The 15,145-nt window shown below is 61.8% G+C and carries 14 protein-coding genes, 2 pseudogenes and 1 riboswitch; of the genes and pseudogenes, 10 read left to right on the top strand and 6 right to left on the bottom strand.

Annotated features, from left to right (window positions below; translation table 11 throughout):
• The first annotated feature begins 30 nt into the window (after positions 1 to 30).
• From J4E08_RS12910 to J4E08_RS12900, 3 genes are read left to right on the top strand one after another with little or no spacing between them, the layout of a single operon-like run.
• Positions 31 to 1,083 (top strand): zinc ABC transporter substrate-binding protein, encoded by a 1,053-nt coding sequence (locus J4E08_RS12910; RefSeq protein ID WP_349538848.1) that lies wholly within the window; start codon positions 31 to 33, stop codon positions 1,081 to 1,083.
• A gap of 43 nt (positions 1,084 to 1,126) precedes the next feature.
• The gene (locus tag J4E08_RS12905; RefSeq protein ID WP_349538847.1) at positions 1,127 to 1,780 is read left to right on the top strand and encodes a DUF1007 family protein; all 654 of its coding nucleotides are present in this window, start codon (positions 1,127 to 1,129) and stop codon (positions 1,778 to 1,780) included.
• Positions 1,771 to 2,676 (top strand): nickel/cobalt transporter, encoded by a 906-nt coding sequence (locus J4E08_RS12900; protein ID WP_349538845.1) that lies wholly within the window; start codon positions 1,771 to 1,773, stop codon positions 2,674 to 2,676. Before J4E08_RS12905 ends, J4E08_RS12900 begins: the two co-directional genes overlap by 10 nt.
• On the opposite strand, the gene J4E08_RS12895 is transcribed toward J4E08_RS12900, so the two are convergent.
• Together J4E08_RS12895 and J4E08_RS12890 are read right to left on the bottom strand one after the other, a co-directional pair.
• Positions 2,673 to 3,002 carry a helix-turn-helix domain-containing protein gene (locus tag J4E08_RS12895; RefSeq protein WP_349538844.1) on the bottom strand — a complete coding sequence of 110 codons (330 nt, stop codon included), beginning with the start codon at positions 3,000 to 3,002 and terminating at the stop codon, positions 2,673 to 2,675. The genes J4E08_RS12900 and J4E08_RS12895 overlap by 4 nt on opposite strands.
• Positions 2,987 to 3,646, bottom strand: coding sequence for an AraC family transcriptional regulator (locus J4E08_RS12890; protein ID WP_349538843.1), 660 nt, complete (start codon positions 3,644 to 3,646; stop codon positions 2,987 to 2,989). The genes J4E08_RS12895 and J4E08_RS12890 overlap by 16 nt, the downstream gene beginning before the upstream one ends.
• A gap of 141 nt (positions 3,647 to 3,787) precedes the next feature.
• Between J4E08_RS12890 and J4E08_RS12885 the strand changes: the two are divergent.
• Positions 3,788 to 4,951 (top strand): annotated as a pseudogene (locus J4E08_RS12885) (S-(hydroxymethyl)glutathione dehydrogenase/class III alcohol dehydrogenase).
• Positions 4,952 to 4,997: 46 nt separating this feature from the next.
• Here the strand turns inward: J4E08_RS12885 and J4E08_RS12880 are convergent.
• A complete protein-coding gene (locus tag J4E08_RS12880) occupies positions 4,998 to 5,264 on the bottom strand; it encodes a helix-turn-helix domain-containing protein (RefSeq protein WP_349538842.1) in 267 nt (88 codons plus the stop codon).
• A gap of 110 nt (positions 5,265 to 5,374) precedes the next feature.
• A riboswitch (cobalamin riboswitch) is annotated at positions 5,375 to 5,595 on the top strand.
• Positions 5,596 to 5,716: 121 nt separating this feature from the next.
• Here J4E08_RS12880 and J4E08_RS12875 point away from each other — a divergent pair.
• The 5 genes from J4E08_RS12875 to J4E08_RS12855 all read left to right on the top strand — a co-directional run bounded on the left by J4E08_RS12875 (position 5,717) and on the right by J4E08_RS12855 (position 9,967).
• Entirely contained in the window at positions 5,717 to 6,136 is a 420-nt protein-coding gene (locus J4E08_RS12875) for a DUF1636 family protein (protein WP_349538841.1), read from the top strand.
• A complete protein-coding gene (locus J4E08_RS12870) occupies positions 6,133 to 6,930 on the top strand; it encodes an ABC transporter ATP-binding protein (RefSeq protein WP_349538840.1) in 798 nt (265 codons plus the stop codon). The genes J4E08_RS12875 and J4E08_RS12870 overlap by 4 nt, the downstream gene beginning before the upstream one ends.
• Positions 6,927 to 7,859, top strand: a complete 933-nt coding sequence (locus tag J4E08_RS12865; RefSeq protein WP_349538839.1) for an ABC transporter substrate-binding protein — start codon at positions 6,927 to 6,929, stop codon at positions 7,857 to 7,859. Before J4E08_RS12870 ends, J4E08_RS12865 begins: the two co-directional genes overlap by 4 nt.
• 28 nt (positions 7,860 to 7,887) lie before the next feature.
• Entirely contained in the window at positions 7,888 to 8,913 is a 1,026-nt protein-coding gene (locus tag J4E08_RS12860) for a FecCD family ABC transporter permease (protein WP_349538916.1), read from the top strand.
• Positions 8,914 to 9,304: 391 nt separating this feature from the next.
• Positions 9,305 to 9,967 (top strand): glutathione S-transferase, encoded by a 663-nt coding sequence (locus J4E08_RS12855; protein WP_349538838.1) that lies wholly within the window; start codon positions 9,305 to 9,307, stop codon positions 9,965 to 9,967.
• A 662-nt stretch (positions 9,968 to 10,629) separates the two neighbouring features.
• On the opposite strand, the gene dmdD is transcribed toward J4E08_RS12855, so the two are convergent.
• On the bottom strand, positions 10,630 to 11,439 hold the full coding sequence (gene dmdD, locus J4E08_RS12850; protein ID WP_183968218.1) for a methylthioacryloyl-CoA hydratase: 810 nt from the start codon (positions 11,437 to 11,439) through the stop codon (positions 10,630 to 10,632).
• A 21-nt stretch (positions 11,440 to 11,460) separates the two neighbouring features.
• Positions 11,461 to 13,212, bottom strand: coding sequence for an acyl-CoA dehydrogenase family protein (locus J4E08_RS12845; RefSeq protein ID WP_349538837.1), 1,752 nt, complete (start codon positions 13,210 to 13,212; stop codon positions 11,461 to 11,463).
• Positions 13,213 to 13,326: 114 nt separating this feature from the next.
• Here J4E08_RS12845 and J4E08_RS12840 point away from each other — a divergent pair, with 114 nt between their 5' ends.
• Positions 13,327 to 14,340 carry an AraC family transcriptional regulator gene (locus J4E08_RS12840; RefSeq protein WP_349538836.1) on the top strand — a complete coding sequence of 338 codons (1,014 nt, stop codon included), beginning with the start codon at positions 13,327 to 13,329 and terminating at the stop codon, positions 14,338 to 14,340.
• Between the two features lie 303 nt (positions 14,341 to 14,643).
• Here J4E08_RS12840 and J4E08_RS12835 read toward each other — a convergent pair.
• A pseudogene (locus J4E08_RS12835) lies at positions 14,644 to 15,085 on the bottom strand (IS5/IS1182 family transposase); the annotation flags it as partial.
• Positions 15,086 to 15,145: the final 60 nt, after the last annotated feature.

Raw genomic sequence — 15,145 nt, 5'->3', positions numbered from 1 at the left:
CCTTAGGCAAAATAGATCAAGGAGTTCTCCATGTCCCGCACCCTGCTTTTCGGAACCGTCTCGGCCATCGGCATCGCCACCTCCGCTGCGGCGGATGTCCCGAAGGTCGCTGTCGATATTGCGCCCGTGCACTCGCTTGTCTCGATGGTGATGGGGGATCTAGGCAGCCCAGATCTGCTGGTGCAGCCCGGCGCGTCGCCGCACGGCTATTCCATGCGGCCCTCAGAGGCGAAAGCTCTGGAGGCGGCCAATCTGGTCTTCTGGATCGGCGAGGATCTGGAGCCTTGGCTCGAAGGTCCTCTGGAGGCGCTGGCCTCGGATGCGCATGTCGTCGAGCTGATCGAAGCCGAGGGGGTGACCGAACTCGAGGTGCGCGAAGGCGCGACTTTTGAGAAGCACAGCCACGGTGACGAGGGTCATACGGAAGAGCACGGGCATGACGAACATGTCGAGGAAGAGCACGCCGAGACTCATGAGGATCACGATGACCACGATCATGACGAGCACGATCATGATGAACACGCGCATGAAGAAGCGCATGACGACGACCACCATCACCACGGTGGCCACGACCCGCACGCCTGGCTCGACCCGGAGAACGCGCGTGTCTGGCTGGACGTGATTGCCGCTGAACTCTCCGAGTTGGACCCGGAGAATTCCGAAACCTACAGCGCAAATGCCGCCAGAGGTCAGCAGCAGGTCGACGCAACGATCAACGATGTGATGGCCCGCCTTGGACCGGTGCGGGGACAGGCCTTCGTCGTCTTCCACGATGCCTACCAGTATTTCGAAAACCGGTTCGACTTTCCGGCGGCGGGCTCGATCCGTGTGGGCGACAGCTCCGACCCCAGCCCGGCCCGCATTCAGGAAATCCACGACAAGGTTCAGGAACTGGGCATCACCTGCGCCTTCTCGGAGCCGCAATACAATGCCAGCATGATCGACACCGTGTTCCGGGGCACCGAGGCAACCCTTGGTGTCCTTGATCCGCTGGGCGCTGATCTGGAACCGGGGGCTGACCTTTATCCGCAACTGATCCGGAACCTCGGATCAAATCTTGCCGATTGTCTTGGCACGTCCTGAGCGTGACTTGACGGGGGCGCGAAAGCGCCCCCATCTGGCGTCCATGCGTATCCTCATTACCCTCCTCGCCGCTGTGACCCTCGTGACCAGTCTCCCCTCCAGAACAGAGGCCCATCCGCATGTCTTTGTGGATGTGACCGGCAGCTTCGTCTTGAATGACAGCGGCCAGTTGGAGGCAGTGCGCATCCACTGGCTCTACGATGCCTTCACGACCCTGATGGTCATCCAGAACCTGGGGCTTGATCCCGACCGGGACGGCACGCTCGACGAGGCCGATCTGAACCGCATCATCGAAGGCGAGACGGACTGGGCACCGGACTACGAAGGTGACACATACCTCCACATCGACGGGGAAAAGGTCCGTTTGTCACGTCCGCAGAAGGCCTGGGCGGAGGCGCCCGGCGACCAGATCGGCGTTGGCTTCACACTCTCTCTGCGCAAGCCCATTGACATGACCGGGCGCACTGCGACGCTCAAACTCTACGATCCGAACTACTATTACGCTTACACCGTGACCGACAAAAGCGCGGTCGAGGGTCCGGCAGGCGCGTGTCGCTTTGAGATAATCCACTTCGATCCCGACGAGGAAATCGCCAAGCTGCAAGTCCAGCTGCGGGCACTGTCACGAGAAGAAATCCCCGACGACCCCAATGTCGGCGGGCTGTTTGCCGAAACGCTCGAGCTGACATGTCCCTGACACGCATCACCTTGATCTTGCTCGCCGTTGTCGCGGTGATTGTGCTCCTGGCGACGCTGTTGGATACCACGCGGCTGACGTGGTGGGCGGCACAGGCGCAGCGAGAGATCCAGAACACAATGGCCACCGGCGTCCGCGCTGTGCAACGCGGCGAAGCGGGCGCTTTGTTGTCCTTGTGTGTCCTGACGTTTGCTTATGGTGTGGTCCACGCCATAGGCCCTGGGCACGGCAAGGTTCTGCTGGGCAGCACGGCGCTGGCCAGCCGTGCGCGGATGCGGCGGCTGACGGTGTTGACCCTGCTGTCGAGCCTGGGACAGTCGCTCACCGCGATCCTGTTGGTGCTGATTGGCATCGGCCTGATCCGCGTGACCAGCGAGCAATTGGTTGGCCTGACCGAGGAGGCACTTGCCCCGCTCAGCTACCTGTTCATCGGGCTGATTGGACTGTGGCTTGCCTTGCGCGGCGCGCGCGGGCTGTGGCGGCAACGTCCGGTTCAGGCGCATCATGACCATGGCCACGATCATGCCCATGGAGCCTGCGGCTGTGGCCACGCGCATGGCCCGGAATTGTCCGACATCCGCGAGGAAATGAGCCTGCGCGAGATGAGCGCTCTCGTGATCAGCATCGCCATGCGGCCCTGTTCCGGTGCCCTCTTCCTTCTTGTGATCTGCTGGCACTTCGGCATCCTGTCTGCAGGGGTCATCGCGACCTTTGCCATGGGCCTTGGAACTGCGGCCTTCAACCTCGGCGTCGCTGGCGCGGGGCTTGGCCTCGGACGGCTGGCGGTACGCCTCGATCCCGATGGCAAGCTAAGCCTCGCCGCACCCGTGATGCAGGTGTTTGCCGGTCTGCTGATCGTGACGGCGGTTGCGGCGCTGCTCCGGCCTTTCGTTTAGGCTGGTTCCGAGCGAGTGGTCGCAAAGCGTGCGCGGTAGTCGCGTGGCGATAATGAGAAGCGGCGGCGAAAGGCCTTGTGCACCTGCTCGTCCGACTGGAATCCGGCGCGGAAAGCCACGGTCTTCAGGGGTAAGTCCGTATCAAGCAAAAGCGTCTTGGCCCGGTCACAGCGCAGCCGCTCCAGCGTGGCCATGAGGGAAGCCCCGAATTCGGCAGTGAACCCGTGCGTCAGGCTGCGCACGCTCATACAAGCGGCGCGGGCGATGTCTTCGAGGGTAAGAGCCTGATCCAATCGCGCGCTCATCCACGTCAGCACATCGCCCATGCCGTCGCTCCGGCAGACTGGCCGGTGAGCAGCGTACTTAACTGCGACTGCTCGCCCGGACATTTGAGGTACATCACCATGTCGCGCGCGAGGGCCAGCGCGCTATCGCGGCCGTAGTCCTGTTCGACAAAAGCCAAGGCCAGATCAATCGCCGCCGTCACCCCCGCCGATGTCCAGAAGCTGCCCGCCTGAACAAAGATCGCATCCGCATCGACAGTGACATCGGGAAAGCGCAGGCGCATCCGCGCGGCGTAGTTCCAGTGGGTCGCCGCTCGCTGGCCATCAAGCAAGCCCGCCTCCGCCAGAAAAACGATGCGGTGCAGAGCGCGGCACAGCGGGTTGTTTCGCGCCCGTATTGGCGACACCAGCGCACCACCTCCGGCTCGGCGTCGAGCACCTCTTCGATGCGTGTCGCAGGCGCCGAGATCGCGCAGGACCACCTCGGCCTCCAGCGACATCACCGTATCCGATGGGGTCAACCCTGTGCGCGGCGCGGCAATGGTCACATCGTAACCGCCCTTGTGGCCCGCCGCCTGCAAGTGTTGCGAGGCATAGCCCAGCACGCTGAGCGGGCCGGTGGCTTCCAGCGTCTTGAAGCCGCGATAGACGACTAGGGTGACCTCGCGCCGGCAATCCGGGGTCATGAGCCCTGCGGTAGGTGTTGGCCTCGGGGGTGTCCTTGGCCGGAAAGACAGGGTGTTTGACACGATCCGCCCGGTAAAGGCGTCACGGATAAAGTGTTATACCATTACAAGCAATCCCAGACACATGACAAGGAGACAGCCATGAAAACCCGTGCCGCCGTTGCCTGGGAAGCGAACCGCCCGCTGGAGATCGAAGAGATCGACCTCGACGGTCCCAAGGAGGGCGAGATCCTCATTCGCATCGTCACCACAAGCCTGCGCCACACCGAAATGTTCACCCTGTCCGGTGCTGATCCAGAGGGTCTCTTTCCGGCTGTGCTCGGCCACGACGCCGTGGGCATCGTCGAGGAGCTGGGGCGCGGCGTAACCTCGCTGAAGCCCGGCGATCACGTGATCCCGCTCTCCACGCCTGAAGACCCGAACTGCCCCTATATCAAGTCCGGCAAGACCAACCTCTGCCAGACCATCCGCAAGACCCAAGGCCAGGGCCTTATGCCCGACGGCACCTCGCGGTTCAGCTACAAGGACCAGATGGTCCATCACTACATGGGGACCTCGACCTTCAGCGAATACACCGTGCTGCCCGAGATCGCGCTGGCGAAGATCTCCAAGGAAGCACCGCTGGCGAAGGCCTCCGTCATGGGCTGCGCCATCGCGACGGGCATGGCCGCCGTGCGCAACACTGCCAAGGTGGAACCGGGTGCGACGGTCGCGGTCTTCGGCCTCGGAGCGGTGGGCATGGCGGTGATCCAGGCGGCAAAGATGCAAGGCGCGGCCCGCATCATCGGCATCGACACGAACCCCAACAAGTTCACGCTGGCGCAGTCACTTGACGCACGTGAGTGCATCAACCCAAAGGATTTCGCGCAATCCATTCAGGATGTCATCGTCGAGATGACAGACGGCGGCGTCGATTATTCCTTTGAATGCATCGGCAACGTCAACGTCATGCGCGCGGCGCTGGAATGCTGTCACAAAGGCTGGAGCGAATGCACCGTGATCGGCGTGGCCGGCGCAGGCGAAGAGATCGCGACGCGGCCCTTTCAGCTTGTGACGGGCCGTGTCTGGCGCGGGTCGGCCTTTGGTGGCCTGCTCTGGCGCAGCCAGCTGCCGGACATGGTGGACGAATGACTCCGGGGCGACTTCGACGTCGATCCCTACATCACCCACAACATGACGCATGAGCAGATCAACACCGCGTTCGATCTGCTGCACGCTGGGCAGTCGAACCGCTCGGTCACCCACTTCCAGACGTCCGAGACGATGCTGGTCAATGATCTGCCCGGGGTGATCGTCCCGGCCTGATCGGAGAGGCGCCCGGTTGGCCTGTCTTCACAATGGACAGGCCGCTTCAGCAGCAGCTACAGGAGACACCGTGCGTGAAATCGAAATCCGCGTCGGTCAGCGGTTCCGTGCCAGAGAAGGCCTCCGGTCGCACACGCAGCGTGTCGGACAGCTTCGTCAGCATGTCCGCGCTCGGCGCGTCCTTCATCGGCAAGGCTCCTTCGAGCCGTGCAAGCTGGCGTTCCGACAGGCCCGACAGCTTTGCCAGCTTCGGGCGACCAAGGCCACGCAGCTTGCGGATATCGGTCAGTCGTTCGGGGGAAATGGCAGTCATGTCTGCTCCGCGGTCCGTGAAAACGAGACGACGGGATACCGTAGGTTGCCACTGAAAATCAATCTTGGATCGCATAGCCTTTCGTCCTTGCAATCCACCGCGCGCATGCCTCATCTAGGGGCAGATGGTTCCCGAACGTCCGCGCTCTGCGCTGGCGGCAGGGATGAAAAGGGAACGTGGTGCGGTGCCTGTCAAGGTGCCAAGTCCGCGACTGCCCCCGCAACTGTAAGCGGTGAGCGACCCCGAAAGGCCACTGGACGTCCGCGTCCGGGAAGGTTCGGGAGAGCGTTGACCCGCAAGTCAGGAGACCTGCCATCACCGCCCGTGATCCCACGGGTGGAATTCCAACCCATCAGGCGGGGTGCCTGGTCAGGAGATCATGATGACACAGCGGCTTTTCCCGCAACGACATGGTTTTGCACGCGCCCCCCGTATTCCGGGCGGAGGGCCCCATGGCATCCAGCACAACATTTTCGACACGCCACAGGATCACGGTCTGCACCTCTTGCAAGCACAAGGGCAACCATTGTCGCCCCGGCTATGAGCTGATCGACAAACTGCGCCGCGCCATCGCGGAGGCAGACGACGCGGTCCCCGAAGACTTCGAGATTTCCGGCGTGGCCTGCATGGCCGGATGCGACCGCCCCTGCACCGTGGCCTATCACGGCACGCGCAAGGCGACCTATCTTTTCGGCGACATCGATCCGGCCACGGACATCGCAGACCTCGTCGCCTTCGCGCGCCAGTACGCATATCTGCAGGACGGCTGGTGCTCCTCGGTGGATCGCCCCGGCAAGCTGCGGCGCACGACACTCGCAAGGGTGCCCGCGGCGATGATGGTGATTGAGGAGAGCGAGGCGCAGGTCTCATGAGCGCCGCTTCCCTGACGGTGGATGGCGTGTCCTGGGCCACGCGCACCGGCAAGACCCTCGTGCATCCCCTGAGTTTCGCGCTTGAGCCGGGCCGCGTGCTGGGCATCGTTGGCCCGAATGGTGCAGGCAAGACGACGCTGTTGCGGCTGCTTTATCGCTATCATCGCCCGGCAAGCGGGCGCGTTGCGGTGAATGGTGACGACATCTGGCAGCTGTCTGCCCGTGTCGCGGCACAGCGCATCGCCGCCGTTCTGCAGGAGCAGCCCAGTGACTTTGCCCTGACCGTGGGCCAGATCGTGGCGCTGGGGCGCACGCCGCATCGCCGGGGCTTCGGTGGCAGCACTGGCGCGCGGGATCAGCAGATCATCACGCAGGTCCTCGACCGGTTGGACCTGCATGGGCTGGCGGACCGGCATTTGGGCGCGCTGTCCGGCGGCGAACGCCAGCGCGTCATGGTCGCCCGCGCGCTCGCTCAGGAGCCGCACCTGCTGATCCTCGACGAGCCGACCAACCATCTCGACATCCGCCACCAGCTCGAAGTGCTGCAACTCATCCGCGACCTGCCGCTGACCATCGTCACCTCGCTGCATGACCTCAACCTCGCAGCGGGGATCTGCGACACGATACTGATGCTCGACGCGGGCCGCATGGTGGGCTTTGGCGCGCCCGATACCGTCCTGTCAGAGGGCGCAGTATCGCGCGTGTTCCGGGTCGACGCCCGGCGCGAACGGCTCGCGCCCTCGAACACCGATCACCTTTCCTTTCATCTTCAGACCCAAGGGTACACCTCATGAAGACGCTTCTCCTCACCTCTGCCCTGGCGCTCACCGCCAGCCTTGCTGCCGCTGGCACCACCGTCGAAAGCTGCAACCGCGAGGTCACCTTCGAGGCCCCGCCGCAGCGCGCCATCTCCAACGATGTGAACCTGACCGAGATGATGCTGGTGCTTGGCCTCGCGGACAAGATGGTCGGATACACCGGCATTTCAGGGTGGAAGACACTGGACGCGGACATGCGCGAAGGCGTCGAAGAACTGCCAGAGCTTTCCGCCAAATATCCGACCAAGGAGGTACTGCTGGGCGCCGACGCAGATTTCTTCTTTGCCGGGTGGAACTACGGCATGAAAGTTGGCGGCGAGGTCACCCCCGAGACGCTGGCGCCCTTTGGCATCAAGGTCTACGAGCTGACCGAAAGCTGCACCCACATCATGGCCAAGGACAAGGCCAGCATCGAAGACATGTACAACGACCTGCTGAACCTCGGACGCATCTTTGCCGTCGAGGACAAGGCAAACGACCTCGTTGCGGGCTACCGCGCAGACCTGGCGCGTTTTGCCGACGGTCTGGAAACCGGGGAGCCGCTGCGCGTCTTTGTCTACGACAGCGGCGAAGACACGCCCTTTACCGCCGGGCGCTATGCCATGCCCACGGCCCTGATCGAGGCCGCGGGCGGGACCAACATCATGGACGATTTCGAGAAAAGCTGGGCCACCGTCACTTGGGAAGAGGTGGTTGAGCGCAATCCGGAGGTCGTGGTGATCGTCAACTACGGCGAGGTCACCGCCGAGCAAAAGCGCGACTTCATGATGTCCAATCCGGCCTTCGCCGATCTCGACGCGGTGAAGAACGACCGTTTCGTCACGCTGGAATACGTCGAGGCCACGCCGGGACCGCGCAATATCGAAGCGGTCAAGACGCTGGCAAACGCCTTCTGGGGCGAGTGATCCCGTGAGCGAGACGACCCTCAATGCCGTGCCGCACCGCCATCATGTCAAAGGCCCCTTGGTCCTTGTGCTGGGCGGCATGCTGCTGCTCGCCTCGCTCTCTTTTGCCATCTCGGTCGGCGCGGTGCGCGTGCCGATCGAAACGGTCTGGGGCGTGCTTGGCAACAAGCTCGTGCCCGGGCTGATCGAGCCGCACTGGACCCAAGGCCGCGAGGCCATCGTTTGGGAAATCCGCTTCCCCCGTGCTCTGCTGGCCATGATGGTCGGTGCAGGGTTGGCGCTTGTGGGGGCGAGCCTTCAGGCCGTCACCCGTAACCCGCTGGCCGATCCGCATTTGCTGGGAATCTCCTCTGGCGGTGCCTTTGGCGCGATCCTGGCGCTGTTGCATACCGGACTGTTCATCGGTTTGCTGACGGTGCCTCTGCTGGCCTTCCTCGGCGCGTTGGGGGCGACCATGATCGTGCTGGCTGTCTCGAGGTTCACGGAGGCCACAAGCGCCGATCGGCTGGTGCTGGCCGGTGTGGCGGTGTCCTTCATCATCATGGCCGGGGCCAATATCCTGATTTTCCTCGCCGATCCCAGGGCCACGCATACTGTGGTGTTCTGGATGCTCGGTGGTCTCGGCCTCGCACAATGGAGCCAGCTTGCCTACCCACTGGTGATCCTGCTGGCCTGCGGTGCATGGCTGGTGGCCCGGTCGGGTCAATTGAACGCCATGACCGTGGGCGACGAGACCGCCTCGACGCTCGGGATTCCCGTAGCGCGGTTTCGGCTGGCCGTCTTTGTCGTGGGCGCACTGGTGACCGGCATCATGGTTGCCTTCTCCGGCATCATCGGATTCGTCGGGCTGATGGTGCCGCATATCGTGCGGCTCCTGGTGGGCGGAGACTACCGGCGCGTCCTGCCCGCCTCGGCGCTCGTGGGCGCGGTCTTCGTGCTTTGGGCCGACATCGCGGCCCGCACCATCATGGCCCCCGAAGACATGCCCATCGGAATCGTCACCGGCCTCGTTGGCGGCATCTTCTTCGTCTGGCTGCTAAGGGGCAAAAGCTGACACCCTCGGAACGCCGTCCCGTATCGCACCGACGTGACATGCCACCTGCGCTCGGCCCAGCCTCAACACATGTCCGTTTCCTGCGCATAGCCGCCGTTTGGGCGCGGTGCGGCATCCGAAAGATGGGGTCGTTCCCGGCCATCGCTGCGCGGCAGGGCCAAGCGTCTGCTCTCGCTCGCGCGGCGTCGCTCCCGACCCTTTTCTGCCGTTGGCGCAAGAGTCGCGCCGTTGCGCCAGCGGCCTGCAGGAGCCGTCATTCGCTGCGATTTTATCAATGGACAATGGGCGGAAGTCGGCGCCAACAAGCGAAGTGGTCATTCTCTTACCGGCTTGACATTCATCCGAAGGGTTCGGTTTTGTATGCAATTCGAAATACCCTTACACTGTCCCAATGATGCAAAGCATATTGACCAGACCTCGACCGATCTTGTGGTCCTTTCGACGCTGCCCCTATGCAATACGGGCGCGGATGGCAGTATTGAGCGCGGGACTCGAGGTCGAACTGCGCGAGATCAGATTGAAAGACAAGCCGCAGGCGTTTCTCAGTGCCTCATCCTCGGGCACGGTCCCCAACCTGCAAGCGGCCGATCTGAATTTGGATGAGAGTCTCGACATCATGCTCTGGGTGCTTGGGCAAAGTGATCCGCATGGGCTTCTGAAAATGCCAAACATAGGCAAAACCCTGATTGCCCAGAACGATGGCCCCTTCAAAGCCGCGCTTGATCATACAAAATACGCCGTCCGTTATCCTGATCTGGATCCACAAACCGAACGGGCGAAAGCCTCTGATTTCATTCAATCGCTTGAGACACGGCTGGCCGCGCAAGCGTTCCTGACGGGCGACACGCCAACCCTCGCCGACGTTGCGATCTTTCCGTTTGTGAGGCAGTTCGCCCACATTGACCGCGCGTGGTTTGACGCACAGCCTTGGCCCCATGTGATCCTTTGGCTGGACGGCTTCCTTCAAAGTACCGATTTTCAGAAGGCCATGACGAAAGTCCCCGTTTGGGACGGCGGCCAGGATCCCTTTCGTTTTGGCAACGCATCTGAATAACTTGGACACTGGCAGGACAAATCCCTGAACAAGCAGAACCCGGAAGCCCTGTGCGCAGAAAAGCACCTTGAGATGGCAGAAGACGGCCGCGACCGCGCGCTCCGAATTATCCTATCCGACATTGTCGACGCCCACGGAGATGTGGATACTTGGTTGTCGCAGTACAGCGCAGCAACTGACGGATCACACGTTTGCGCAGGATGCTGCGCGGCGGCTCTGGACGGCAGCCCGGGCCGAAGAGGCCCTGCGGACCATGGAAGCTTGCATCGCCTCCGAGGACCGCAAAGACCGCTTTTTTTGATACGCCCGAGGTAGACAGCGCCCATTTCGCGTGTCTCGAAAACTGGGCAAAGAGAACGACCTGCGCCGCGCCATTTGGCACCTCGACCCAAAGCTGCCGTCCAAAGCACCATGGCAATGCTGAGATCACGGCCTTTATTGCTTATGTTCACCGCAAGAGCAGTATCGATTGTGGCGTTCAATGACGCACGACTGATGCAGCATATGTTAAAACCACACTTTCTTCGACGCGTTAAAAACGCACGTTCTCCGCCTTCCAATAGCTCCTTTATCAGTTCTTGGACGTCTTCCTTATCAATAGAACCACACAGCTTTTGATCGATCTTTGTCCGGTCTACACCGTCTTCTGCGACTGGCGTGGCTTAGCTGTTTGGACGCACGCGGGCAGCGGTCTTGTTGGCGAAGGCCTCGAGCCGTTCGCGCGCAGCCGGCTGGGTGTTGACGATGCCACCCACGAATGCTTCGGCATAGGCCGCATCCATACCGGACATGTTGTTCATGTGGCTGACGGCTGAACAGATCGCAAAGTTCGTCAATGGCAGGTTCTGCGCGACCTTGTCGGCCAGTTCCATCGCCTTGGCAAAGCTGTCTCCCTCTTCGGTGATGTACTGCGCCAGACCCAGATCGACGGCCTCTTGGCCCTGATAGACGCGGCCGGTCAGGATCATGTCGATCATGCGGTACTTGCCGATCATGTCGGAGACCCGGATCGTCGCACCGCCCCCGGTAAAGATGCCGCGCTGGCCTTCGGGCAGGGCGAAGTAGGTGCCGGGGTCGATCACCCGCACATGGGCCGCGCTGGCCAGTTCGAGCCCGCCGCCGACCACCGCCCCCTTGAGCGCGGCAATGATTGGCACGCCGCCATATTCCATCTTGTTGAAGGCCTCGTGCCAGCGCAGGCAAACATGCATGAAGTCGTCGGGGCTGCGGTCTGCCTTCCAGTGTTCGACCAGATCGAGACCCGCGCAGAAATGGTCGCCCGCCCCTTCCAGCAACACCGCCTTGACCCCTGCCAAGCGCGCGCCGCTGAAAAAGCGGATCAGTTCCTCGATGGTGAGTTCATCGAGCGCATTGCGTTTGTCAGGGCGGTTCAGCGTCAGCACATAAAGGCCGTTGTCACGCGCGGAAATCGCGAGGCGTTCATAGGTGGCGGGGTTGACGACGTCATTCATGGGCTGGGTCCTTTCGAGGGATCAATCGGGGAAAGCCGCGTCCAGCAGGCTTTGTGAGCCGAACAGGATGCGATTTTGTTCGGTGGTGCATTCGGGCAGGATATGCTGGGCATAGAACAGCGCGGTGGCGATCTTCTGGGTCAGGAACGCGTTGTCCTGCCCGGTTTGCGCCGCCAGCGCGCCTTTGGCGAGGCTCCACCCGGCGGCCAATGTTCCGGTCAGCATCAGGAAGGGCACGGAGCCCGCGAAGGCCGCGTCGATATCCGTGCGGCTGTTTTCCAGCATCCAGCCCAGTGCAGTTTCGAAAGCGGCGCGCGCCGTCTTGAGGTTTGTGCCGATGGCACGTGCAGATGCGTCGCCGCTTGCCAGCTTTGCTTCGGTTTCCGCAATTTGAGCGGCGAACAGGCGGGCGGTCGCTCCTCCGTCCCGCATCACCTTGCGTCCAAGAAGATCATTTGCCTGAATGGCGGTGGTGCCCTCGTAAATCGGCAGGATGCGGGCGTCACGGTAGTGCTGTGCGGCGCCGGTTTCTTCGATGAAGCCCATGCCGCCGTGGATTTGCACACCCAGAGAAGCGACCTCGACCGCGCGTTCAGTGCAAAAACCCTTGACCAAGGGGACCATGAATTCGGCCAGTGCAACCAATTTCGAATTCTCTTGGTGATGCGCAATATCCAGCAACCCCGCGGTCGATGCCGCCATGGCCCGTCCGCCTTCGGTGAGACTGCGCATCCGCAGGAGCATACGGCGGACATCAGGGTGTTCGATGATCGGAACGGCGTCCTTGACCTGACCGTTCACCGGGCGGCTCTGAACGCGGTCGCGCGCGTATGCCAACGCACGCTGATAGGCCCGCTCAGCGATCGCAACCCCTTGCACACCCACCGAGAACCGTGCGGCGTTCATCATAATGAACATGTACTCGAGCCCGCTGTTTTCCTCGCCGATCAGGAACCCGGTAGCGTCATCGTATTCCAACACGGCCGTCGGGCTGGCGCGTACGCCCAGTTTGTGTTCGATGCTTACGCAGTTGACCGCGTTCGCGGCCCGGGGCGTGCCATCCGGCTCCACCAGTTTCTGTGGCACGATAAAGAGGCTCAGCCCCTTCGGCCCAGCGGGCGCATCCGGAGTACGCGCCAACACCAGGTGGATGATGTTCTCTGTCAGATCATGGGCGCCATAAGTGATGAATATCTTGGTGCCGGTGATGCCATAGCTGCCGTCCGCGCGTTGAACCGCCTTTGTCGCCACCCGGCCCAGATCGCTCCCCGCTTGCGGTTCGGTCAGGTTCATCGTGCCGGACCACCGACCTTCGATCAGCGGCCCAAGGTATGTGGCCTTCTGCTCGTCCGATCCGGTGAGCAGCAGCGCCTCGATCGCCCCGTCGGTCAGCAGGGGGCACAGACCGAAGCTCATATCGGCAGCATTCAGCATCTCAACCGCCGCCGCGCCAACGGCACGCGGCATCCCGATGCCACCATATTCCACCGGGTGAGTCAGGGCCTGCCAGCCCATTTCGACAAACTGAGCATAGGCCCGCACGTGGCCTTCGGGCATGGTCACACGGCCTTTGTCAAACCGAGCGCCCTGCGTGTCCCCGACCTGCGACAAGGGCGCGATCTGTTCGGCGCAGAACCGGGCATAGCTCTCCAGCACGGCGCCTATGTCCGGTAGCTCGCATTCGGAATACACCTCCAGCGCAGACACCGTTTCCCAATGGGACAAGTGTTCGATGCAGAACATCAAATCCTGCACGGGCGGCTGATAGGACATACCTGACTCTCCGACAGAAATTATGGCTTCCCGACATTTACCCGCTGTATTTCTTGCCAATAAGCTCATCTTTTGCCAATTTCTTATCCGATCGCGCCAAGGAGAGGCTTTTGCATGGCCAGTCATGACCCCATCTCACTGACGACCGTTTCAGCAGGTTTCATCCGGGACTGGCTTGATGCGCTCAAATCTCGATGCACGTCAGAGGCGATGGCCTCGCTGTTGGAGCGTGCTGGCCTGCAAACCAGCCCGATGGCGCCCACTCAGCGCATCACGCTCGAAGAAATCGCCCGGCTGTATCAGCTTGCGGCGCCAGAGATCGGCGACGAGATGATGGGCCTCTGGAGTCGCCCGATCCGGCCCCGCACACTGCAACATCTTGTGACCGTGCAGCGTGAAGCGAAAAGCCTTGTCTCGGCGCTGTATCGGTTCTCGACGTTCTGGAACCTGCTTTTGGATGATTTTCGTCTGGACTTGCGCAACAGCCCAGAGGAAGTGGAGCTGTCGTTGATCCCCTATTCGGACGAAACCCGCCCGCAGCGATTTGGCCACATGTTAATGCTGAAATTGGCGCATGGTCTCCTGTCCTGGCTCGACGGGTCGGAAACGGCCGTGAAAGCAGTACGCTTTGCCTTCGCTCGTCCGGATTTCGCGGCAGATTACGCGGTTGTCTTTCCTTGTCCGGTAGAATTTGACGCTCCGCACACCAGCATCCTTTTCGATCCACGCCAATTCAACAGTCCGATCAGCCGCAGCCCGGCGGAGGCTTCCGTGTTCCTTGAACGCGCACCGATCGACTGGATTTTCACCGGCTCCCGCGTGCATACAAACAGCCTTCGCGTCCGCGCTTTTCTTTACGGGGAGACTTGGCAAAACTGCCAACTTCCGGATGCGGCCCGCGCGCTGAAAGTCACGCCCCGGACGCTGAATCGCCGGTTGAAAGAAGAAGGGACATCTTTTCAGGAAATAAAGGACGCTTTGCGCCGGGACATCGCCATCGGGGCGCTTCAACAACGCACGGACAGCATCGAAAAGATCGCCTTTGACACCGGCTTTTCTGCACCGTCGAACTTCCACCGAGCTTTTCACAAATGGACCAACCGGACGCCCGGATCATACCGATTATAAGTTCGGGGTTCGAATATCGAAATCTTATCAAGGATGATCTGATCCAGCACCTCTGCCAGTACCTCAATACGGCGGGCCAAGAGCAGGCTGTCGTGTGGCACGAACAGGCATTTCCAGGTTGCCCTCCGCCGTCAGAGTGTCCGCACTCGTTGAAACAGCCACTCCAATTCGCGCGCCGCCGCATGACCGCTTCACACCGGTTCCTTGGAAAATACCCGTTCGCGGGCACAGAAGTTCGTCGCTTTAGTTTGGCGGGAGCGCCTTTCCCTGTCAGGCGTTTCGCGGTTGCTGCGGTGCGGAAAGGATCTTGGCCTGCCGGATGGACTTGGTGGCCTCAACGTCCACGATGACGCCGTGGTCTGTGTCGATCAGGTAATTGTCGGAATAGCTGAAGAAAGCTGGGCCTTTACGGACCGCGGTCCATTGGCTGGCCCGGTCGGAATGCAATCTGAACTTGGGCTGACCCTCGCTGACCGCGCCGAAGACGGCCTCGTTCAGGGTGTCCAGAGACGCACGAACGGCTCGGGGTGCGTCAACGGGATCGACCTGCGCTGGGTCCCAATCCTCCGTTGGAAACGACGAAAGGCCACCCGGTATGGCTGTAGGAATCGGCGAGGTAGAGGCGGATACTGGACAAATTCACGAACCGGTCGATGGGGCGCAGAAGGTGGTTCTGGGGCACATGAACTTCAAGCGACAGCTCGTAGAACCGCGCCTGTTGCGCCTCCTGCCACGGTTCCATCATTGCCAATCCTCCCGCCCGTTGCAGGAAATGCATCAGTAGTTCAGGCCACAATCAAACAAG

The organism is Sagittula sp. NFXS13 (assembly GCF_040148795.1).
Lineage (GTDB): Bacteria > Pseudomonadota > Alphaproteobacteria > Rhodobacterales > Rhodobacteraceae > Sagittula > Sagittula marina.
The sequence above is the reverse complement of the archived record's forward strand: the minus strand, read 5'-3'. Positions and strand labels throughout refer to the sequence as shown.